General features: G+C 70.2%; 19 protein-coding genes and 1 tRNA gene. 5 read left to right on the top strand and 15 right to left on the bottom strand.

Features of this window, described 5'->3' with window-relative positions; translation table 11 throughout:
- Window positions 1-21: 21 nt before the first annotated feature.
- Both prfB and HW274_RS08910 read right to left on the bottom strand, forming a co-directional pair.
- Window positions 22-1,143 carry a peptide chain release factor 2 gene (gene prfB, locus HW274_RS08905; RefSeq protein ID WP_010613489.1) on the bottom strand — a complete coding sequence of 374 codons (1,122 nt, stop codon included), beginning with the start codon at window positions 1,141-1,143 and terminating at the stop codon, window positions 22-24.
- 100 nt (window positions 1,144-1,243) lie between these two features.
- On the bottom strand, window positions 1,244-2,155 hold the full coding sequence (locus HW274_RS08910) for a LysR family transcriptional regulator (protein WP_075255034.1): 912 nt from the start codon (window positions 2,153-2,155) through the stop codon (window positions 1,244-1,246).
- A 30-nt stretch (window positions 2,156-2,185) separates the two neighbouring features.
- Between HW274_RS08910 and HW274_RS08915 the strand changes: the two genes are divergently transcribed.
- Window positions 2,186-2,584 (top strand): hypothetical protein, encoded by a 399-nt coding sequence (locus HW274_RS08915; protein ID WP_075255035.1) that lies wholly within the window; start codon window positions 2,186-2,188, stop codon window positions 2,582-2,584.
- 67 nt (window positions 2,585-2,651) lie between these two features.
- On the opposite strand, the gene HW274_RS08920 is transcribed toward HW274_RS08915, so the two are convergent.
- The 7 genes from HW274_RS08920 to HW274_RS08950 all read right to left on the bottom strand — a co-directional run bounded on the left by HW274_RS08920 (window position 2,652) and on the right by HW274_RS08950 (window position 7,557).
- Window positions 2,652-3,158 carry a glycosyltransferase gene (locus HW274_RS08920; protein ID WP_075255036.1) on the bottom strand — a complete coding sequence of 169 codons (507 nt, stop codon included), beginning with the start codon at window positions 3,156-3,158 and terminating at the stop codon, window positions 2,652-2,654.
- Window positions 3,155-3,568 carry a hypothetical protein gene (locus HW274_RS08925; RefSeq protein WP_075255037.1) on the bottom strand — a complete coding sequence of 138 codons (414 nt, stop codon included), beginning with the start codon at window positions 3,566-3,568 and terminating at the stop codon, window positions 3,155-3,157. Before HW274_RS08925 ends, HW274_RS08920 begins: the two co-directional genes overlap by 4 nt.
- 156 nt (window positions 3,569-3,724) lie before the next feature.
- Window positions 3,725-4,198 (bottom strand): TadE/TadG family type IV pilus assembly protein, encoded by a 474-nt coding sequence (locus HW274_RS08930; protein WP_075255038.1) that lies wholly within the window; start codon window positions 4,196-4,198, stop codon window positions 3,725-3,727.
- On the bottom strand, window positions 4,188-4,418 hold the full coding sequence (locus HW274_RS08935; protein WP_075255039.1) for a hypothetical protein: 231 nt from the start codon (window positions 4,416-4,418) through the stop codon (window positions 4,188-4,190). The genes HW274_RS08930 and HW274_RS08935 overlap by 11 nt, the downstream gene beginning before the upstream one ends.
- An 87-nt stretch (window positions 4,419-4,505) precedes the next feature.
- A complete protein-coding gene (locus HW274_RS08940) occupies window positions 4,506-5,459 on the bottom strand; it encodes a type II secretion system F family protein (protein WP_081376297.1) in 954 nt (317 codons plus the stop codon).
- Complete coding sequence (locus HW274_RS08945; RefSeq protein ID WP_185988621.1) at window positions 5,456-6,307, bottom strand: type II secretion system F family protein; 852 nt, start codon at window positions 6,305-6,307, stop codon at window positions 5,456-5,458. Before HW274_RS08945 ends, HW274_RS08940 begins: the two co-directional genes overlap by 4 nt.
- Window positions 6,307-7,557 (bottom strand): CpaF family protein, encoded by a 1,251-nt coding sequence (locus HW274_RS08950; protein WP_185988622.1) that lies wholly within the window; start codon window positions 7,555-7,557, stop codon window positions 6,307-6,309. The genes HW274_RS08945 and HW274_RS08950 overlap by 1 nt, the downstream gene beginning before the upstream one ends.
- Window positions 7,558-7,844: 287 nt before the next feature.
- Here HW274_RS08950 and HW274_RS08955 point away from each other — a divergent pair, with 287 nt between their 5' ends.
- A complete protein-coding gene (locus HW274_RS08955; RefSeq protein WP_075255042.1) occupies window positions 7,845-9,161 on the top strand; it encodes a phosphotransferase in 1,317 nt (438 codons plus the stop codon).
- 39 nt (window positions 9,162-9,200) lie between these two features.
- Here HW274_RS08955 and HW274_RS08960 read toward each other — a convergent pair whose 3' ends face one another.
- Together HW274_RS08960 and HW274_RS08965 are read right to left on the bottom strand one after the other, a co-directional pair.
- Window positions 9,201-12,629, bottom strand: coding sequence for an ATP-dependent DNA helicase (locus HW274_RS08960; protein ID WP_185988623.1), 3,429 nt, complete (start codon window positions 12,627-12,629; stop codon window positions 9,201-9,203).
- Window positions 12,626-16,252: a UrvD/REP family ATP-dependent DNA helicase gene (locus HW274_RS08965; protein ID WP_185988624.1), complete on the bottom strand. Its 3,627-nt coding sequence runs from the start codon at window positions 16,250-16,252 to the stop codon at window positions 12,626-12,628. Before HW274_RS08965 ends, HW274_RS08960 begins: the two co-directional genes overlap by 4 nt.
- 242 nt (window positions 16,253-16,494) lie before the next feature.
- Here HW274_RS08965 and HW274_RS08970 point away from each other — a divergent pair, with 242 nt between their 5' ends.
- The 3 genes from HW274_RS08970 to HW274_RS08980 all read left to right on the top strand — a co-directional run bounded on the left by HW274_RS08970 (window position 16,495) and on the right by HW274_RS08980 (window position 18,253).
- Entirely contained in the window at window positions 16,495-16,710 is a 216-nt protein-coding gene (locus tag HW274_RS08970; RefSeq protein WP_009232349.1) for a DUF3107 domain-containing protein, read from the top strand.
- 351 nt (window positions 16,711-17,061) lie between these two features.
- Window positions 17,062-17,487: a hypothetical protein gene (locus HW274_RS08975; RefSeq protein ID WP_185988625.1), complete on the top strand. Its 426-nt coding sequence runs from the start codon at window positions 17,062-17,064 to the stop codon at window positions 17,485-17,487.
- A 10-nt stretch (window positions 17,488-17,497) separates the two neighbouring features.
- Complete coding sequence (locus HW274_RS08980) at window positions 17,498-18,253, top strand: NAD-dependent protein deacylase (protein WP_185988626.1); 756 nt, start codon at window positions 17,498-17,500, stop codon at window positions 18,251-18,253.
- Here HW274_RS08980 and ppk2 read toward each other — a convergent pair.
- The 4 genes from ppk2 to HW274_RS09000 all read right to left on the bottom strand — a co-directional run bounded on the left by ppk2 (window position 18,250) and on the right by HW274_RS09000 (window position 19,956).
- On the bottom strand, window positions 18,250-19,089 hold the full coding sequence (gene ppk2 / locus HW274_RS08985; RefSeq protein WP_185988627.1) for a polyphosphate kinase 2: 840 nt from the start codon (window positions 19,087-19,089) through the stop codon (window positions 18,250-18,252). The genes HW274_RS08980 and ppk2 overlap by 4 nt on opposite strands.
- 166 nt (window positions 19,090-19,255) lie before the next feature.
- A complete protein-coding gene (locus HW274_RS08990; RefSeq protein WP_185988628.1) occupies window positions 19,256-19,522 on the bottom strand; it encodes a Txe/YoeB family addiction module toxin in 267 nt (88 codons plus the stop codon).
- Window positions 19,519-19,761 (bottom strand): type II toxin-antitoxin system Phd/YefM family antitoxin, encoded by a 243-nt coding sequence (locus HW274_RS08995; protein ID WP_075255046.1) that lies wholly within the window; start codon window positions 19,759-19,761, stop codon window positions 19,519-19,521. Before HW274_RS08995 ends, HW274_RS08990 begins: the two co-directional genes overlap by 4 nt.
- Window positions 19,762-19,879: 118 nt before the next feature.
- Window positions 19,880-19,956: transfer RNA gene (locus tag HW274_RS09000), tRNA-Met, on the bottom strand.
- Between the last annotated feature and the right edge of the window lie 59 nt (window positions 19,957-20,015).

Here is a 20,015-nt window from a genome sequence, read left to right on the forward strand (position 1 = left end):
GCTTCTTAGAAAGCGAGCCGATCAGTCCTCGGCCGTTTCCTGCTGCTTGCGCCAGCGGATGCCGGCGTCGATGAAGCCGTCGATGTCGCCGTCGAACACCGAGTCGGGGTTACCGACCTCAAAGTTGGTCCGCAGGTCCTTGACCATCTGATAGGGGTTGAGAACGTAGGAGCGCATCTGGTCCCCCCAGGAGGCCTTGACATCCCCGGCGAGCTCCTTCTTCTTGGCATCCTCCTCCTGCTGCTTGAGCAGGAGCAGACGCGACTGGAGGACGCGCATGGCGGCGGCACGGTTCTGGATCTGGGACTTCTCGTCCTGCATGGAGACCACCAGGCCCGTGGGCAGGTGGGTGATGCGCACGGCGGAGTCGGTAGTGTTGACGCTCTGCCCACCGGGGCCCGAGGAGCGGAAGACGTCGATGCGGATGTCGGTCTCGGGGATGTCGATGTGGTCGGTGGACTCGATGAGCGGGATGACCTCGACGGCGGCGAAGGAGGTCTGGCGGCGACCCTGGTTGTCGAAGGGACTGATACGCACCAGGCGGTGCGTGCCGCCCTCGACGCTCAGGGTCCCGTAGGCGTAGGGGGCGTGGACCTCGAAGGTGACCGACTTCAGGCCCGCCTCCTCGGCGTAGGAGGTGTTGAGGACCTTGACGGGGTAGTCGTGCCGCTCGGCCCAGCGGGTGTACATGCGCAGGAGCATCTCGGCGAAGTCGGCGGCGTCCACGCCGCCGGCGCCCGAGCGGATGGTGATGACGGCGTCGCGGGGGTCGTACTCGCCGCTGAGCAGCGTGCGGATCTCCAGGTCGGAGAGGTCCTTGCTGATGGCCGCCAGGTCCGTCTCGGCCTCGGCGAGGATCTCGGCGGCATCCTCACCCTCCTCCTCGCCGGCGAGCTCGACCATCGCTTCGAGGTCCTCGATGCGCTCCCCCAGGCTCTCGACCCGCTTGAGGTCGGCCTGGGCGTGGGACAGCGCGGAGGTGACCACCTGGGCGGAGTCGGGGTCATCCCACAGGTCGGGGGCCGAGGCCTGCTCGGAGAGCTCGGCGATCCGGGCGCGCAGGGCCTCGGGGTCGGTCACCGCGGCAATGGAGGCGTAGGTGTGTCGGAGTCGTTCGATCTCAGCGGAGAAGTCAGTGGCCACGGAGGGGAGTCTACGGCAGAACCTGCGAGGGGCGCCGTCAGGGCGGACTCGGGCTCGCTCGACGGCTCGGTCACGCCCACCGTTATCCCTCAACTGTCTCTCACCCCAGCTCAATGCCCTGGGCCTGGGCGAGCAGCGCCTCGAGCACCGCGCGTGTCGCCGGGCCCGGCTCGGTGCGGGTCGATCGGTGGCGCACCACCAGCTGGCGCACGCCCAGCCCAGGCAGGCGCACCACACTGAGCTCATCGGGGACGAGCCCGGAGTAGACGGCCAGCTCGGGCAGGAGAGCACAGCCCAGGCCCTGACTGACCATGGCCAGCACGACGTCGTAGTCGTAGGCGACGTGCCGTGTCGTCAACGGCACCCCCAGCTGACGCTCCAGACGGTCCAGGGCGAAGGCGCCCGCGGTCCCCGGGGCCAGATCGATCCAGGTGGCGCGCGCCAGGTCCGCCAGGGTCGAGGGGGCCGCCTGCTCAGCCGGCACGACGACGAGCCAGGACTCGTCCAGCAGCGGGATGTCGGCCATGCCCCGAGGCGCCGCGGGCAGCGTGTGCTCGTCACGCTCCATGAGGACCAGGTCGAGCTCACCGCGACGCAGGCGGGGCAGGGCGTTGCGCTCCTCGGCCTCCTCGACGATCACCTCCAGCTCGGGGCTGGTGGTCGCCAGCGAGCTCAGGAGGGGCAGCAGGAGCGCCCGGACAGCGGAGGCGAAGCTGCCGACACGCACCACACCGGAGGGGATGGAGTCGTCCAGGTCCGCCAGCTCGCGGCGCACGGTGGTCAGCTCGTCCTCGATGCGCTCGGCCGCGTCCGCCAGAACCTTCCCTGCTGCCGTGAGCACGGCTCCGGTGGGTGTGCGATCCAGGACCCGGGCACCGCACTCGCGCTCCAGGAGGCGAATCTGCTGGGAGACGGCCGACGGCGTTATATGAAGGAAATCTGCCGCTGCGACGACTCCTCCGGCTCGATGGACGGCCAATAGAACCGAGAGCCTCTGGGGCAATACCTGCATGAAGTAAATCTACATCCCTCATGCAGATAGATGCGATTGACCTTCATTCGGGGGTGTCTAAGAATCATCCCCGTGAACGACGTGCTCTCCTCCCTCATCTCTATCGGCGGCTGGATCGGTGCCGCTGAGCTCCTCGTGGCCTACTTCCTGGTCTCCAAGGGCACGATCGCCGGCGATTCGCTCAAGTACCAGGCCCTCAACATCACCGGATCCGTGCTGCTGACGATCAACTGCGCAAGCTCCGGGGCCTGGCCCAGCGTCATCGCCAACGCCTTCTACCTCCTGGTGGGGCTCAACATCCTGTTCACGGTGAAGCGGGCCTACATCGCCCAGCTCTCGCGCCGGCAGACTGAGGAGCTGCGGTCCCGGATGCACCTGCGCCGGCACCCCTCCCCCATGGTCTCAGCGGGCTTCGTCGAGCAGGCCTGAGCGACGGGCCGCCTCCGGCCACGCACAACCTTTCACCCATCCGTCTCGACGCAGTGAGTCCGCCGGCTCACTGCGTCGTCGTCATTCGGGCAGAGCCGGTGGCGGTGATGGTGAAGCCCTCTGCCGGAAGGATCCCCCAAGGGAGGAAGGGCGGACGGGAGCGGGCCTGCAGCGTCACGACGGCGGTGCGGCTGTCGGCGGCCCGGGCGCTGACGATCGTGACCCCCTCCAGCCTGTCCGCTGCCGGTTGGGCGGACAGGTCCTCGGCCGCCTTGCGCCCGACCCCTGCGTCGGTGAGGGACCCGGGTGCGTCATCCGTGGCACCGCCCCCGTAGTAGGGGTGCGCCTCCACGCTGTCGGCTCCCGCGGCCGCAGCCGAGTCCGCCAGTGACGTGAGGGTCTTGAGGTCGAGGTAGACGGCGGTTGCCGAGGCTGCGACGAACAGCAGCGCGAGGACGACGCAGATGAGCCCAACCCCCAGGAGAAGCGTCTGCCCGTCCTCCTCGTGGTGCAGGCGACGCAGCAGGGCACGGGCCCGACGCTGGGCGGCCCTGGGGCCGGAACTCCGGTTCACTGCTCCTCCTTGCCCGGCAGGGTGATGGAGCGCTCGGTGTCCACCACGACGACGTCCCGACCGATCCCCAGCGAGGCGAAGCCCGGCAGATCCACACCGACTGAGACTTCGACCATCGCCGCCTGGCCCCGGGCACAGCCGTGAGCACAGGTGACCGACAGGGAGCCGGACGGGTCGGCGTCAATGCCCTGGTCGGACAGGGACAGCTGCATGGCCAGCTGCGCGTTATCCATCGCTAAGGGCGAGTCGTCGACCTCCAGGACCCGGCTGGCGGCGTCTGCCGCCGAGGCGACGGCGAAGGCCGTGGCCTGGAGCTGGGCGAGCGTGACCACCAGGTAGAGCACGGGCACCACCAGGACGGCGCTCCACCCGATGAACTCGACGATCGCATTGCCCTCCTCCTGGCTCATGAACCGCCGGACGCTTCGGGGACCTGCCCTGAGTGCCTCTCGGAGCCGGCTGACTGCCCTCCCGGCGATGAGGGCGGGGGCCGGCACCGCCCTCGGCGACCGCGGCGCGGCACAGCTCCCGCGTCGCCTGGAGCCGACCATGGCTATCACCCGAGCTCACCTCTCCTGGATCAGGGAGGACTCGTCGATGGCGTGCCCGGTGACCCGCAGTGTCCCTCCGGGGCCGAACAGCCCCAGGACCGGGAAGGGCGCTGTCACCGTCACCTCAACGATCCTCAGGTCGCCGGAGGGGACCCGCGAGACGGTGACGGTATCCACGTAGCCACGCCTGAGGGCGGCGTCGGTGAGGACCTGCACCCGCTGGCGCGCCTCGGCCTCCGTGCCCCCGACCAGTGCGGCCCGGCGAGCGCCGTCGCCCGCGGCATCGGTGACGACGTTACGGACGTAGACCCCCAGGGCCACCTGGAGGAGCGCCACGAACACGACGATGACGAGGGCACCGACCATGACGAAGTCGACGACGGCCGAGCCCGACTCTTTGTGCTTGCGCGGGCAGGGGCGACCCGGCCGGGGCAGGGCGCGACCAGCCCGTTGGAGCACCCCGAGGCGGGGCACTCGTTCAGATCGCACTGGTCACCTTCGCGATGGCGTTGAGGAAGACCTCGGTCAGCGTGCTGCCGGCCACCGTCCACAGGGCCACGACGAGCCCCGCGGTCATGAGGGTCACCAGGACCCAGCCGGGGACGTCGCCGCGCTCATCGCGCAGATCGATCCGAGGCGCACCGGTGGCACGCCACAACCGGGAACCGGGGTGAGGACGGTGGGATGTGGGAGGGATGAGGCGCTTCATGACTGCTCCTTGCTGTCGGTCGGGATTCTGGGCAAGAGGACGAAGGCTGATTGGGCTCGGCAGGTGCCGGAGGGAGGTGAGGACGCTTCACACCCCCAACGTGAGAACGAACAGTCCCGGGAAGAGGGCGAAGACGACGGTGATGGGCAGGACGAGAAAGACCACGGGGACCATCTGGGCGATCTCTCGTCTTCCACCCTCCTCCATGAGGTCCTGGCGCGCCGCCTCACGCACGTCGGCGGCCTGGGAGCGTAGGACCTCGGCCAGTGGTGTGCCGCGCTCGAGGGCCACGATGATCGCCTCACACAAGCGGGTGACGTGGACGGAGCCGACTCGCCGCTCCATACGGTCCAGCGCGGTGGACAGCACCGTGCCGGAGCGGATGTCGGTCAGAGTGCTGCGCAGCTCGTCGACGAGATCGCCCCGGCCCAGCGCGACGATGCGCTCAATGGCCGGCACTGGGCCCTGACCGGCCCCCACCGCCAGGGCCAGCAGCTCGACGACGTCGGGCAGCTGCGCCTCGATCCGCGACAGCCGTTTCGCCACGGCCCGGCTGAGCCACCAGTCGCGGGCAGCGGCCCCGGCGACTGTGCCCATGAGGCACAGGACGATGAGCGCGGGCACGTTGACGGAGCGGGCCAGGGCCGCCAGGCCGCCTGCAGTCAGGACGAGCAGGAGCGCCATTGTCGACCACAGGACCTGCTGGAGGCGGAACTGGTCGACCCCCAGTGACGACCCTGATCGCGTCAAGCGCCGCCGGACCGAGTCGGCCGACGACCCCAGGGTGTCCATCAGCCTGCCGAGACTGAGAGCACGTGCGGTGGAGGCCATGAGCAGGCCGACGACGGTGCTCCCGTCAGAGGTCGGCCCTGCCGGAGCGGCCAGCAGGCCGGAGGTCGTGGGCCGGCGGTGGACGTAGGGCTCCAGGCGGGCCATGAGCGTGGGGCGGCGTCGGCGGAGGGCTGAGATGACGCTCAGGATGCCCACCGCCCCCAGCAGCCCGGCGAGTCCACCGGTGAGCATCGCGTTCATGGGGTTCATCGCAGCGTCCTCTCCTCCTCGGGCAGTCGCCCCAGGCGCAGCATGAGCCGGTAGGCGATGACCGATACAACGGCTCCGATCAGGAGAACGACGGCTCCGGCGGTGGTGGCGTAGGCCGCTGCTGCCTGAGGCCGGCTGGACAGCAGCGCCAGGACCAGCCACGGGGCGGCGACCGCGACCTTGGCGCCGTTGACGGTCCAGGACTGGCGAGCCTCGAGCTCGCCTCGGGTGCGCATGTCCTCACGCAGCATCTGCGACAGGGAGCGCAGCAGCGTCCCCAGGTCAGTGCCGCCGACCTCGTGGGCCAGGCGCAGGGCCTCAACGATCCGGTCGGCGACCGGGTCAGCGAAGCGGGCCTTGAGACGGTCCAGGGAGCTGTCAAAGCGGGCCGAGGCGGCGTAGTCGGTGGCGAAGGCCCGGAACTGGGGGCGGACTGCCTCCGGGCCGCGCTCACCGAGGTTGGTCAGCGCCTCCGGCAGGCTCATGCCCGCACGAACGCCGGAGACGAGGGTGTCGACGGCCTCGGGCCACACCTCGCGCAGCCGGGTGCGGCGGTTGCGCGCTCGCGAGGAGATGACAAGGAAAGGAATCGCCGTGAAGATGGCGGTGAAGGCCAGGGCCACCGGCCAGGCTCGGGACATCCCCAGGAAGACCAGACCGACCAGCAGCCCCAGCCCGATCGACCCCAGGACGAACATCGCGGGGCTGGTGCGGCCGGCACCCGCTTGGACCAGGATGTCGGCCAGGAGACGGGAGCGCCGCGAGCGCCACCGAGGCGGGTCGGAGGTGCAGGCCATCCAGATCAGGAGCAGCCCCACCCCGCCCAGGAGCCCGGCGACGGCACCCATCAGTAGACCTCCTGGGGACCTGCGGGATGGGAGCTGAGCAGCGCGGTCAGATCGTGACCGGCCCGGTTGAAGCGCTCGGCGGCGTCGGGCGCTCCGGCGCCCCGGACGAGGTTGCCGGTGGGGTCACGGTGGAAGACGTCTGAGAGCTCGATGATGCCGTTCTCCACCCGGCCGGACAGGGCCGCGACCTCTCGCACGGTACGGCGCCCGCTGCGATCCAGGTCGAGGTGGACGACCAGGTCGATAGCGCTGGCGACGGTGGGGACCACGAAGTCGCTGGAGACGTTCTCCCCTGCCAGCAGCGGAAGTGTACAGATCTTGATGATGGCCTCCCTGGCGGAGTTGGCGTGGACGGTGCACATGGACGGCAGGCCCGAGTTCATAGCGATGAGGAGGTCCAGGGCCTCGGCCTCGCGGACCTCTCCGATGAGGAGGCGGTCGGGGCGCATGCGCAGGGCCTCCTTGACCAGCCGCCGCAGGCTGATCTCTCCGACGCCCTCAAGGTTGGGCGGCCGGGTCTGCATGGCCACGCAGTCACGGTTGCGCAGGGCCAGCTCGAAGACCTCCTCGCAGGAGATGACCCGCTGCGCGCCCGGGATCGCTCCGGCCAGCGCCCTGACCATGGTGGTCTTGCCGGCCTGGGTGGCGCCCGAGACCAGGATGTTGAGGCCGGCCTGCACGGAGGCGTCCAGAAAGGCGGCGACCTGGCTAGTCAGCGAGCCCATGCGCACCAGGTCGGCGGTGCGGGAGGCACGGGAGGTGTGCTTGCGGATGTTGACCGCCCAGTGCTGGGAGGTAATGGGCGGGATGACGACGTGGAGCCGCTGTCCCCCGGCGAGCTGGGCGTCGACGAAGGGGCTGGACAGGTCCAGGCGGCGCCCGGAGGCCCGCAGCATCCGCTCGACCAGAACCGTGAGGTCCTCACTCTCCAGGATCGTGGTGGTCAGCTCGGGGCGTCCGGAGCGGGCGACGAAGACTCGGCCGGGGGCGTTGACCCAGATCTCCTCAATGGACTCGTCGTCGAGGTAGCCCTGGAGCGGGCCCAGTCCCGCCATGGAGTCGAGCACGTGGGTGCGTGCCCCCTTGGGGTCGATGAGCGGCGGGACGAGTCCGGCGTCGGAGCGACGCAGATAGTCCTCCTCGGCCTGGGTGACGAGCTGGTCGAGGTCGGAGGCGTCCTTGAGAGGGTCGATGCCGCGAGCGCGCACCAGCTCGCGAACCTCGGTCAGGAGAAGATCGGCAGCGTCCATGATGCCTCTCAGCGTGGGAGTCGTATGAGGGGAGGAGTGAGGATGATGTGAGGATCGACCCGGGGCTCTGCACTGAGCCGTGACACACCAGCCGGTCGGTGACCATTGTCACGGATAAACTCTAGGGCACCTGGTCATACCATGGCCACCACCTCAACATAACCTGTGGATAACATCGGTCTTCTGGCACATTCCTCAAGCCGTTGCCCACGTCCCTGGACGTTTGCCGCCAGCGGACGGGCGCGGCTGTCCTGCGAGATATAGGACCTGTCGCCTACGGTTGGACCATGTCACAGCCTCCGCAGTCCCCGGACGCCCCCGGCACCACTGATGTCGACGGCGGTGTCGACAGCCTCGCCGATGAGGTGACCTCCGACGTCGAGCGCGCTGAGGCTCAAGTCGGCGATGAGGACAACCACCAGCAACAGGCTGAGCCCTCCGATCAGCGATCCGACGAGGACGACGAGGACTATCGTGCGCCCGTGGTCGTGGCCCCGCTGCCGGGTGCCTCGGCCGAGCCGCCCCGCAGCAGCACGCCGGCCCCACAGGCCCAGACCGCCGAGACTCCTCGTCCTCGCCACACCGCGCTCTCCCTGGCGGCGATGGCGAGCGTCGCCGTCGCCGGCCTCAACCCGACTCGGCTGGCGCTGCCTCAGTCCGAGACCCCGGAGCGGCACATCATCGGCGTCATCGACACCCAGGGCCGCCACTGGGAGGTCCATGAGGCCCGTACCGATGCCGTGGGCGCTTCCTTGGAGGCTGAGGCCGAGGTGCTGCGCCGCATCGGACGGGTCGTCGACGACGGACGGCTCTCCTTCGATGTTCCTCGTGTCGCCGGGTCTCTGCGTCAGAAGGACGCGCACATTCAGGTCCGCTCCCATGTGGAGGGCAAGCCGATCCCGGTGGAGACGCTCCGGCCGGGGCCGGGGATGTCGGCGGGCCTGGGCAAGGCACTCGGTGAGATCCACGAGCTGTCCATGACGGTGATCTCCGAGGCCGGTATGCCGGTCTACGACGCTGAGGAGGTGCGTCGGCGCTGGCTGAGCCTGCTGGACGACACCGCCGCGACAGGCAGGACCCCACCGGCGCTGCTGGGGCGCTGGGAGCAGGCCCTGGAGGACACCGCTCTGTGGCGCTTCCGCCCCACTGTGGTTCACGGGGACCTCGCCGAGGAGAACGTCCTGGTGGCCGGCGGCACGGTGGTGGCCGTGCGGGGCTGGTCCCAGGCGCATGTGGGAGACCCGGCCGAGGACCTGGCCTGGGTGTACTCATCGGCGCCGGTGGACTGCCTGGACTCCATTGAGGACGCCTACGACATCGCCCGCTCCGAGGGCGTTGACCGCCACCTGCGTGAGCGCGCCGAGCTGGTCAGTGAGCTGAGCCTGGCGCGCTGGCTGCTGCACGGGGTCAGGACCGGGGACAAGCCGGTCATCAATGACGCGGTGGCGATGCTGGAGGATCTGGCCGCCCAGGTGGGTGACGCCCCGCTAGTGGAGCCGGCCACGCCCCGGCTGGCACCGGTTCCCGGGGTTCGTGAGCCGGCTGAGCCTGACGCCATCACCAACCCGGTGACCATGGTGCGCGTCGACGACGAGGAGAGCTGACAGGCGCGCTGCTCTGCGGCCCTGACCCCGCTGCGACCCCTACCCCACTGTCAAAGCCGCCTGGATCTGCTCGATGCTGAGCAGGCCCTCGGCGGTGAGCTCATCGACGCGTCCTCCGGGGTAGTCGACGTAGACGTAGGCAGCCCGTACTGAGGCGGTGGGCACGCCTTGGGAGGCCGCCCAGGCGTGGACATAGACGCTGAGCTGGTCCACGGGCACCTGTCGTCGCCCGGTCTTCCAGTCGACGATGAGCCACCCGGAACCGTCCAAGCGGTGGAAGACGGCGTCCATGCGACAGCGCAGGGTGGTTCCGCCGATAGTGATCTCCCGGTCCGTCTCGGTCTCGGCCAGGACGTAGTCCTCCAGGAGCGGCAGGTTCTCGGCAGTCTCCAGCCAGCGCTCGATGCGGTCCCGGTCCTGGGGTCCGAGGCTGTCGGGCACGCCCGCCTGCCCCAGGCCGAACAGGGTGCCGCGAGCGCTCAGGCGCTGGGCGACGGCGTCGTGGAAGACGGTTCCGAGCCGGCCGGCGGCGCGGGGCTCAGGTGGCAGCGGGCGACGCAGGTCGAGTGCGAACTGGTGGCGGTCGGCGCGCAGGTCGTCCAGGCGGGTGGCGGCCAGGTGCTCGGGCAGGCGGACAGCGGGCCCGCCGGCCAGGGCCCGGGAGCGCTCGGCCAGGAGGAGTCCCGCCTCGAGTCTCCACCGCTGCACCGTCTCGTCGTCGGGCTGGGCCTGAGCGGGCGCCTCCCGGACGGGCTCAGCCCCACCCATAGCGGCGGTGACCTGGGCGGCGGCCGCGTACCGGGCCCGGCGCACAGCGGCGACGCGGTCCGTGACCGCGGTCCCCTCTCCCCCGGCCTCCGCGGACTGGCCGCTCAACGTCTCCGCTGCGTCGGAGTCGGGGGGCCAGGTGCCCACCTGGGTCAGGGAGGTCAGTGGGTTGGGGCGGGACTCATCGAAGTCGACCCAGCCCTCCGCGTAGGGAGACAGGAGGTCGCGCCGCTGGAGCTCGGTGAGGAAGCGTGAGGGACGACGGGGCTTGGAGGCGGTCTTGGACAGGTGGGAGCCGGTCAGGAGGAGCTCGTGGCGGGCCCGGGTGAAGGCCACGTAGGCCAGGTGCCGCTCCTCGCGCAGGCTCTGGCGCCCGAGGGCCTCCTTGTAGGCGCTCATCGTCTCGGTCAGGAGGGGCTTGTCGGTGACAGCCGGGTCGAGGTCCCCCACGGTGAAGGGGGGCAGGTCGCCGGCGTCGGCCCGCAGCGGGAAGGGGAAGGTGGAGGTGGAGCCCATCCAGCCGGTCTCCGCGACGCGAAGATCGTCCTTGACGGCACTGGTGTAGGAGGGGAAGACCTGCTCGTCCATGCCCGGGACGGCGACGACGTCCCATTCCAGGCCCTTGGCGGCGTGGACGGTGAGGAGCTGGACCGCCCCGGGCGAGGGCTCGACCTCGGGGGCACTCATGGCGTCCTCGTGCTCCTCGGCGGCGTCGAGCCATTCCAGGAAGCCGGTGAGGGTGGGGGCGTCGGTGTCGGCGGCGAAGGCCCGGGCGGTCTCGTGGAAGGAGTCGAGGGCGCGGTGCCCCATCGGGTGGCCGACCCGGGCGGCGATCTCGATGTCGAGGTCGAGGGCCTGCTCGGCCAGGGCCACGAGGTCGGGCAGGGGCAGGCAGACGGCCTCCCGGATGCGTCGGATCGCCCGGGCGGTGCGCAGCGCGACTGCCCGCCCGGCCTCGGTCAGGTCCCGGGCCGCGGCGGACTCTTCCTGCTCTTCCTGCACGCCGTCCTCATGCCATCGCAGCAGGGTGTCCAGGGCCTCGCTGAGCAGTGGGGAGTCGGCCTCGGCCTGGTCGCCGTGAGGTCCTGGTGCTTCCTTGCCGCTTTCGGTCGCGGGGCGGGTGAGCTCGCGGGCCAGCGACGCCAGGGCCCGCAGGTCGCGGGCACCGATGCCGAAACCGGTCAGGAGCCTGACCACCCGGTCCCCGCGCTCCGGGTCCGAGGCCGCGGTCAGCAGGGCACGGACGTCGGCGACCTCGGGGACGTAGAGCATCCCGCCCAGGCCGATGATCGTGTAGGGCAGGCCGGCCTCCTCCAGCTCGGCGGCGATGGGCTCCATCTGTGCCCGGGTGCGGCACAGGACGGCTATCTCGGCACTGGGAGACCAGCGCTCGGCAAGAAAGGCGACCACCGTGCGGGCCTCCTCGGCCGGGTCCTGGAGGAAGGCCCCGTACACCGCGCCGGGCTCCAGGCCGAAGGCTGCGGGACGGGCCTGCAAGGGGGCGACGGTGAGGTGCTCGCCGACCGGGTCCCCGTCCTCGACGACGCCGGAGCGCAGAGGTGCGGAGACGACGTTGGCGACCTCCAGGATGGTGGAGTCGTTGCGCCAGGAGGTCGACAGCTCCAGGACGGGGGTGGCCTCAGCCGGTGGGGTCCCGGACTCCAGGAGGGCGGTGCCGGTGGGGTTGAAGCGCTGGTGGAAGGTGTCCAGGGCTGCGGCACTGGCTCCTCGCCACCCGTAGATGGCCTGGTGGGGGTCGCCGACGGCGGTCACCCCGGAGTCGGCGAAGAGGGCGGACAGGAGCCGGACCTGGGCCACCGAGGTGTCCTGGAACTCGTCGAGCAGGACCGCGGGGTACTGGGCCCGCACCTGGGCGGCGGCCTCGGGAACGGACTCGGCGATGGCGCAGGCCAGGGCGATCTGGTCACCGAAGTCGAGCAGGCCGTGGTGACGTTTGTGCGCATGCAGCTCGGCGACGACGTCGAGCAGGGCCTCCCACTCGGCCATGACGGCGGGCGCCTTGCCGACCAGGGTCTTGCAGCCCTTGATGGCCGCCAGGGCGGTGAACTGCTCGGACAGGTCGGCCAGGTCCTTGGCGGCCTCCTCGATGGTCAGCAGGTTCTGGCTCAGGGAGTCGGCCAGGACCAGGGCGGCGCTCGCGTTGTGGCTGAGGCTCTCGTTGGGCAGCGGGAGCGTGCGCGCCTCGAGCAGGGAGGTGACGATCTGCCACGAGCGGGCCTGGGTGATGAGGGTGGAGTCGGGGTCCACACCGATGCGCAGTCCGTGGTCTCGCACCAGGGCTCCGGCGAAGGAGTTGTAGGTGGCGATCATCGGCTCGCCAAAGTCGGTCGCGTCAGCGGTGCCCTCCACTCCCCTGTCGTGCTCCGACCCGGTGGCCGGGAGCAGGCCGGCCGCACTGAGGCCGGCCAGGCGGGAGGCGACGCGCTGGTCGAGCTCGGCGGTGGCCTTGCGGGTGAAAGTCAGTCCGAGGATCTGGTCGGGGCGGACCTGCCCGGTGGCGACCAGATAGACGACTCGCTGGGCCATGGTGGCGGTCTTGCCTGAGCCGGCTCCGGCGACCACCAGCAGGGGGCTCAGCCGGTGGGCGATGACGCGCGCCTGCTCCTGGGTGGGAGTGTGGATGCCGAGGGCCTCCGCCAGGGCCTGGGGGGTGAGCCGGTCTGGGGCGGTGGGGGTCATGAGACGACTCTCCTTCCCTCGACCTGCACGGGGCAGGAGTCCTTGACCCGGCAGGTACGGCAGTGCTCACCGGTGCGGGCCTCGATCTGCGGCCCCACTCCGGCCACGGCCGCGGCGGCCACGAGGTCCTCGGCCCAGTACTCCTCGCTGCTGTCGGTAGCACCATTCGCTTCCTCATCACCCGGATCCTCCGCGGGCTGCTCCGCAGGTTCCACGGTAGCGGGGCTGGGGTCGAGTGCGGCGCCCGGCGGGGCCAGAACGTAGCCGTCCCCGGAGCGTTTGGAGGGCTCCTTGCCCAGGAGCACGAGGGCTCCGCCGACGACGTCGAGGCCCTGCGAGCTCAGGGCCAGCCGGTAGGTGGCCAGCTGGGGGTGGCGCTGGACGTCCTTGGGGACGCGCTGCCCGGTCTTGAGGTCGATGACACGCACGGTGCCGTTCCGGTCGGGTCCGGCCGTGTCCTCCGGTTCGCCTCCCGACAGGCCGCCGAGGTGCTCGAGGCGGTCGATGCGTCCGGAGATCGTGATCGGGACGGCGTTGCCGCCTTTCGTCGGTATCCGCAGGCCGGCCCGCTGGCGGACCGCGGGGCTGAGGACACTCAGGGGGATGTCGACGTCGGCGCGCACCGGCTGCTCGACGTCGGCGCGCACGCCCAGGGCGTCGCAGTCAGCCAGGTAGGCGTCGAGGCGCTCGATCATGGCGCGGGCGCGGTCTGCGGCCAGGCCTCCTTGCCAGGTGGCGGGGTAGCCGAGGTCGGTCAATCGCTCCTCGAAGGCCTCGCGCAGGGCCGGACCGCGCAGGTGCTCCTTCTCCGCCCGTTCGGCGACGGCGTGGACGAGGCTGCCCAGGGCCTGGGCGTCGCTGGCGGGGGCCGATCCGCCGCTGCGGGTCAGGAACCACTTGAGCGGGCAGGCGGCCAGGCCCTCGACGTCGGAGGGGCTGACCCGTATCCGCTCGCCGGCGGCGATGAGGGGGGCGGTGGAGGTGGGGCCGGTCGCGCCGATCCAGGTGGCGGGGTCGGCGCCGGGTACGCCTTGGCGGGCGAGGTCGGCCAACAGGTCGACGGCGGCCCGGCCGCGGCGGCGCTCGGCGTCGGTGGCCGTCTCGAGGTTGCCGCAGATGGCGGCGTGGCGCAGCTCCCCCACCAGGCCGCGCAGGGTGAGGTCGCCGGTGTCGGGAGTCAGGGCAGGGGCGCCGTCGGCGTCGGTCAGGGTGATCCCGGCGCTGTGGGCGATCTCGGTCAGGAAGGGTGAGGGGGCGTGCTCGGTGTCGGCGGTGGCGGTCAGCAGGAGGCGCCTGGAGGCGCGGGACAGGGCCATGATGAGCATGCGGCGCTCGTCGGCGCGCACCTGCGCCCGGGCGGCGGCCACGGCGCCGCTGCCGCCGCCGCTTCCCTCCCCCGGTGCAGCGGTGTCTGTGGTCAGGCGGCCGGTGACGGCGTCGACGAGCAGGCCGGTGCGGGTCAGGGAGTCCCTCAGGCGCAGGTCCGGCCAGCGGTCCCGCTCCAGTCCGACGACCACAACAAGCTCCCACTCCTGGCCCGCGCAACCCGCCGGGGTCATGACGGCCACCCCCTCCGGGCGCCGCCCCTGAGGGGCCACGGAGTCCGAGGGCAGGACCTCGGCATCGAGCTCGGCCAGGAAGCTGGAGGCGTCCTGGCCCGGGTGGCGCTCGGCCCAGACCTCGGCGCGTTTGAAGAGGGTGGTGACGACGTCGAGGTCGTGCTCGGCGGCCTCGGACAGGAGCGTTCGCACCGAGCTTGCCGAGGGCAGCAGGGCGGTGGCGCGCCAGGCCTCGGCCCGCTCGGAGGCGTTCCAGGCGGCCCACAGCAGGGCCTCGACATCGCGCGGGGCCTCGTCCGGGGTCTGCCCGATGGCGGAGCGCAAAGCCTCAAGGATCCTGGCTGCGGTGAGGAGCCGCTCCGCCTGGGCACTCAGCGGCTGCCCGTCCAGGGACCGGGCGAAGCCGGAGGTCTGCTCAGGGTCGGCCAGCAGAGCCAGGAGGGCGGCGTCGCCGCCGGTTCGGGGCCCGGTCCCTGCAGCGGGAACGGGGGCGGGACCGGTGGAGGTACTGGGCTCACTGGGCTCGGCCGCGCTGGCGTGCGGGGTTGCGGCCGGCGGGTTCTGGCGCAGCCTGCGGCGCAGTCGACGCAGGTCCATGGTGGTCAGCCCCACCAGGGGGCTGGTGAGGAGGTTGATGGCGGCGTCTCGCTGGGGCGGTTCACCGTGCCCGCCCAGCTGGTCGCGGATGGCGGCGCGCACGATGTCCAGGAGCGCGGCTGCGGCCGGTTCTGCGCGTAGCAGGACCGCGGGCGTGCGTGAGGCCAGGGGCACGCCTCGTCTGCGCAGGTCCCTGGCGAGGGTCTCGGCATCGGCGGCGCTGCGAACGATGACCGCCATTTGTGACCAGGCGGTGCCGTGGTGGACGTGCTCGAGCCTGAGCGCCCGGGCGACGTGGGCGTGCTCCTGCCAGGCGGAGGAGGCCAGGATGACTTCGACGCCGGCCGCCGCCTGCGGGCGCTCAGCGTCACTCGCCCCGGAGGAAGGCCCTGCCGAGGACCGTACTGAGGACCCGGGCGCCGGGGTCGTCTGCCGGTGGGCGGTCGTGCCGGTCACCGGGACCCGGGCGCTCTGGTCGCGGATCACCGCCGCGATGGCCGGGTTGCCTCGGTAGCAGGTGGTCAGCCGCAGGCGGGTGGCTGCGAGCCCCGAGTGGTCCTCGGCGGCGATAAGCAGGCTGGGGGTGCCCCCGCGGAAGGTCTCCACGGCGACGTCGGGGTCCCCCAGCACCACGACCTGCGCCCGGTGCCCGTCGGGGTCCGGGGTCGCCAGGGCCGTCAGGAGCCTGGCGGTGGCGGCCGTGCAGTCCTGGTAGTCGTCCACGAGGACGAGGTCCGGGACAGGGCGGGGGGCGGTGACGGCGTCGACGCCCCAGGAGCTCAGGGCCTCGACGGCGCGGTCCTGGAGACGAGCCGTGTCCATCTTGCGGGTCTGGGCCCGGCGCTCGGCGCTGGCCCGCCCCTGCGCGTCCCAGGTGCGCAGGAGCTGGGACGCGGGCCCCCAGATGGGGACGTTGAGCCGGTGTCCCAGGTCGGCCAGGTCGTCGGCGCTGATGCCCAGCTCTCCGGCGCGGGCCAGGAGGTTGCGCAGCTCGGAGCGGAACGCCCGCGACCCGGTGGCCTCGGCGGGGAGCCCTGGCCAGATGACGGTGCTGACCATGGAGGCCAGGGCGGAGTCCTCCTCCGCACCGGCCAGAAGCACCGGGGGCGGCAGCGGGGCGGGCCGCATGGTCAAGGAGGTGGTCAGGATCGTCAGGGCGAGGGCTGCGGGGGTACGCACTCGGACGACGCCGTCGCCATGGCCCTCACGCAGCAGGTGGGCGGCCCGGCCGCGCAGCCAGTCGGCCCGCGCCCGGGTGGGGGCCAGTAGAACGGCGTCGCGTCCACCGGCGACCGCCTCGGCCAGCAGCCTCAGGGCCAGAGACGTCTTACCGGTCCCAGGAGCCCCCAGGACGACGACGTTGGAGCCCTCGGCCACGCGGTCCAGGACCCGCTGCCCATCGGCGTCGGCGGCGGGCAGCTCGGCCGCCTCGGCGGGCGGGAGGAGACGGACGGGGTCCTGGGGCATGGGACCATCTCACCACGGGCCACCGACATGATCGTGCACCGTTAACGGATCGTCATCGGTCTTAAGCCCTTCACCCGGAAGCGCCGGCGGCGCCTGTTCCGCGTGGCGCGAAACGCCGCGGCTCCTGGGGCGCGCGAAGGGTCGGCGCGGCCGCGGCACCCTAGGATCGAGCCAGGTTCACGCCCCTCTCCCCGACGGGCTATGCCGCTCAATACGGCACACAGACGATGCGAAGGAGCCCCATGCAGGTCACGATCGGAATCAAGCACGCCAGCCGCGAGCTCTCCCTGGAGACCTCCGACTCTCAGGAGAAGGTGCTGGCCGCCGTGGCCGACGCCGAGACCAAGGCCGTCACCCTCACTGACGACAAGGGCCGCAAGGTCTTCGTGCCGGCCGGCTCCCTGGCCTACGTCGAGCTCGGTGAGGCCGAGCCCCGCCGGGTCGGCTTCGGTATCTGAGGCTCTCCCCCACGACGAGCACGCACAGGGCCCAGGTCTGGCGGAGCGTAGCCACACTATTCCGCCGCTGATCTGGGCCCTTGCCTTATCACTCAGCGTCCTACGAGGAGGCTGAAAGTCGATCAACCGGCGCGGCAGGAAGGAGGACCGGTCCGCATGAACCTGACGGAGCAATTCGCTCATATGGCGACGGGCGCGATGTACGACGACCTGACGCCTGAGCTCATCGCAGCGCGGATCAAGGCCGATCGCACTGGCTACCGACCGATCCACTGAGTCCCAGCCTGACGCGGAGTTGTCCGTCCTTCGATTCTTCACATTGCCGACCTGTAGGCCGATACAGTCGCTCTCATGAAGTCACCTGTGCTCGCGGTGATATGCGCCGCCTTGTTCTTCATCAATGGCGTGCTGCAACTGCTGCTGGCCCTGGGACTTCCTTTGGGCCGGTTCGTCCTGGGCGGCGCCTATACCGTCTCTCCTGTCCTACTCAGGCCGGTCAACCTGGCACTCTTTCTGGTCTGGTTCAGCTGCGGTATGGCGTACCTCAGGTACGGCGGTCTGATATGCCGTCCCCTGCGTGATCGCACCGCGCGAGGGGTTGTGTATGCCTCGACTCTGTGGCTGTTCATCGCCTCGGTCTTCAACCTCTTCATCACCACCAGCGAGTTCGAGCGTTATGTCACCGGGACGCTGTCCACTCTTGCCTGTGTCCTGAGCATATGTCTCGTATGGCGTCGCAACCGGCTCTGCGCGTGCAGGATTGGTCCCCGGCGTTAGGGTGGAGTGCATGGATCACCAGGACAGCCAGTGGGGCCTGCTCGCCCAGTGGATCGAAGAGTCCAGCCGCATCGTCTTCTTCGGCGGCGCCGGGGTCTCCACGGAGTCGGGGATCCCTGACTTCCGGGGCGCCAAGGGCTTCTACCACCAGGACCGGGAGATTCCCCTGGAGCAGGTGCTGTCCATCGACTTCTTCACCGTGCACCCGCAGGCCTACTGGGAGTGGTTCGCCCAGGAGAACGCCCGCGAGGGCGTGGCCCCCAACGCGGCGCACAGGTTCGTGGCCGACCTCGAGCGGGCCGGGAAGCTGTCGGCCGTGGTCACGCAGAACATTGACGGCCTCCACCAGCGGGCCGGCTCCGAGCGGGTCCTCGAGCTGCACGGCAACTGGTCGCGCCTGATCTGCACCGGCTGCGGCGAGCACGTCACCCTGGACGACGTCGACGGCGCCCGCTCCGGCGAGGTCCCCCGCTGCCCCGCGTGCGCCTCGGTGCTGCGCCCGGACATCGTGTTCTACGGGGAGATGCTGGACAGTGACGTCATAGAGGGTGCCGTGCGGGCCATCTCGAAGGCGGACCTGCTGATCGTGGCCGGCACGAGCCTGATCGTCTACCCGGCGGCAGGCCTCATCGACTACTACGCCGGTGAGCGCCTAGTCCTCATGAACGCGACTCCCACACCGTATGACTCCCGCGCCGACCTCATCATCCGTGAGCCGGTCGGGCAGGTCTTTGAGGAGTTGGGGCGCAGGAGCCGCCGGCCCTAGCTGATCCCCTGGTCCTCAAGGTCCACGTAGCGCTCGGTTGCGTCGGACTCACTGAGAGTGGCCGCGTAGTCGGGCACCTCGCTCTGGAGGGAGCGGTCCGTGCGGCGGTAGCCCGACGACGGGAACGAGGGCTTCTTGGGGAACTTCATCTTGGGACGTTCCACGTGCTCGTAGGGAATGGACTGCAGCAGGTGGTGGATCATGTTGATACGCGCCTTGCGCTTGTCGGCGGACTCCACGACGTGCCAGCGCGCGGAGTCGATGTCTGTGTGGACGAACATCTCGTCCTTGGCCCGCGAGTAGTCCTCCCAGCGGGGCAGAGCCTCCAAGTCGGTGGGTGAGAGCTTCCAGCGCCGCATAGGATCAGTCATGCGTGACTTGAAGCGCTTGTACTGCTCCTTCTGAGGGACGGAGAACCAGTACTTGCGCAGCAGGATGCCGTCGTCGACGAGCATCCTCTCGAAGACCGGGCACTGCTGGAGGAAGCGCCGGTGCTCCTCCGGGGTGCAGTAGCCCATGACGTGCTCGACGCCGCCGCGGTTGTACCAGGAGCGGTCAAACAGGCAGATCTCGCCGGCGGCGGGCAGGTGCGCAATGTAGCGCTGGAAGTACCACTGGGTGCGCTCGCGCTCGGTGGGCACGGGAAGCGCGACCACGCGCGCGATACGCGGGTTGAGGTACTCGGTGATGCGTTTGATCGCCCCACCCTTGCCGGCCGCGTCACGACCCTCGAAGATGACGACGACCCGGGCTCCAGTGGCCCTGACCCACTCCTGCATCTCGACCAGCTCCGCCTGCAGCCTCAGCAGCTCTGCCTCGTACAGGGAACGGTCCATGGTGGGGTGCTTCTTTGCCATACTTGAGTTTCGCACAGATCCCACGCGGGCGCGCAAGCAACCGAGAACGTGTTCATGAGGGAGATACCGGCGCTACCCAGCCATGTGCCCGCAATGCTGCCAGGCTCCAGGAATCGCATCACGCCGAGTCTGCGGGGAGGCGTCATCACTCGTAGTGGGTCCACATTCTCAGGACATGGATGGTCCTCTCGTCGGTGTGCACCTCGTAGACGAGTCGCTGCTGGATAGTGATACGCCGCGAGTAGCAGCCCAATAGATCCCCGACCAGCTTTGCGTCACGAGGCGGCTTGACGAAGGGATTCTCCCGCATGAGGTTGAGGAGCTTCTCGGTTTTAGGCCTGAGTCCCGCCGCGGTGAGTTTCTTCGCATCCTTCTGTGCCTGACGTGAGAACACGATTCGCCACGAGCTCACCAGTCGAGTTCTTCCGAGCCCGCTTCGACGCCTTCACGTCGGGCATTTCGGATCGAGTCCATCATGCCCGGGACGGACTCCAGGTAGAGCGTCTCCTGGATCGCCCTCCAGTCCTCCTCCCCCACCAAGACGGCATTGCCGCGTTGGCCGGTGATGACCAGTGGCTCGGAGTCTTCGTTGACCTGGTCGATGAGCCGATACAGCTGAGAACGAGCGGTCGTCACTGGAATCGTAGACACACAGTAAGCGTACGTCATAACGTACGCCCCCTCAAGGCCGTTGCCTCTCTTCAGTCGGACGGCCGAACAGACAAGAACAGAGGAGCCCGGTCCTGGGAAGGACCGGGCTTCTCTGGAGTGGTAGCGGGGACAGGATTCGAACCTGCGACCTCCGGGTTATGAGCCCGGCGAGCTACCGAACTGCTCCACCCCGCGTCGGTGAGACCAACCTTAGGAGGCGTCCCACCCTTGAGGCAAATGACGAGGGCGTGCCC

The organism is Actinomyces sp. oral taxon 169 (assembly GCF_013394715.1).
Lineage (GTDB): Bacteria > Actinomycetota > Actinomycetes > Actinomycetales > Actinomycetaceae > Actinomyces.

Bases quoted from the DNA above. Each gene is read 5' to 3' on its own strand.
- HW274_RS08950 (WP_185988622.1), bottom strand. From the start codon at position 7,557: ATGGACGCTGCCGATCTTCTCCTGACCGAGGTTCGCGAGCTGGTGCGC.
- HW274_RS08925 (WP_075255037.1), bottom strand. From the start codon at position 3,568: ATGAGCCAGGAGGAGGGCAATGCGATCGTCGAGTTCATCGGGTGGAGC.
- HW274_RS08965 (WP_185988624.1), bottom strand. From the start codon at position 16,252: ATGCCCCAGGACCCCGTCCGTCTCCTCCCGCCCGCCGAGGCGGCCGAG.
- HW274_RS08975 (WP_185988625.1), top strand. From the start codon at position 17,062: ATGAAGTCACCTGTGCTCGCGGTGATATGCGCCGCCTTGTTCTTCATC.
- HW274_RS08910 (WP_075255034.1), bottom strand. From the start codon at position 2,155: ATGCAGGTATTGCCCCAGAGGCTCTCGGTTCTATTGGCCGTCCATCGA.
- HW274_RS08945 (WP_185988621.1), bottom strand. From the start codon at position 6,307: ATGGGTGCCGTCGCCGGGCTCCTGGGCGGGGTGGGGCTGCTCCTGATC.
- ppk2 (WP_185988627.1), bottom strand. From the start codon at position 19,089: ATGGACCGTTCCCTGTACGAGGCAGAGCTGCTGAGGCTGCAGGCGGAG.
- HW274_RS08935 (WP_075255039.1), bottom strand. From the start codon at position 4,418: ATGAAGCGCCTCATCCCTCCCACATCCCACCGTCCTCACCCCGGTTCC.
- HW274_RS08940 (WP_081376297.1), bottom strand. From the start codon at position 5,459: ATGAACCCCATGAACGCGATGCTCACCGGTGGACTCGCCGGGCTGCTG.
- HW274_RS08970 (WP_009232349.1), top strand. From the start codon at position 16,495: ATGCAGGTCACGATCGGAATCAAGCACGCCAGCCGCGAGCTCTCCCTG.
- HW274_RS08960 (WP_185988623.1), bottom strand. From the start codon at position 12,629: ATGACCCCCACCGCCCCAGACCGGCTCACCCCCCAGGCCCTGGCGGAG.
- HW274_RS08980 (WP_185988626.1), top strand. From the start codon at position 17,498: ATGGATCACCAGGACAGCCAGTGGGGCCTGCTCGCCCAGTGGATCGAA.
- HW274_RS08915 (WP_075255035.1), top strand. From the start codon at position 2,186: ATGCGATTGACCTTCATTCGGGGGTGTCTAAGAATCATCCCCGTGAAC.
- HW274_RS08955 (WP_075255042.1), top strand. From the start codon at position 7,845: ATGTCACAGCCTCCGCAGTCCCCGGACGCCCCCGGCACCACTGATGTC.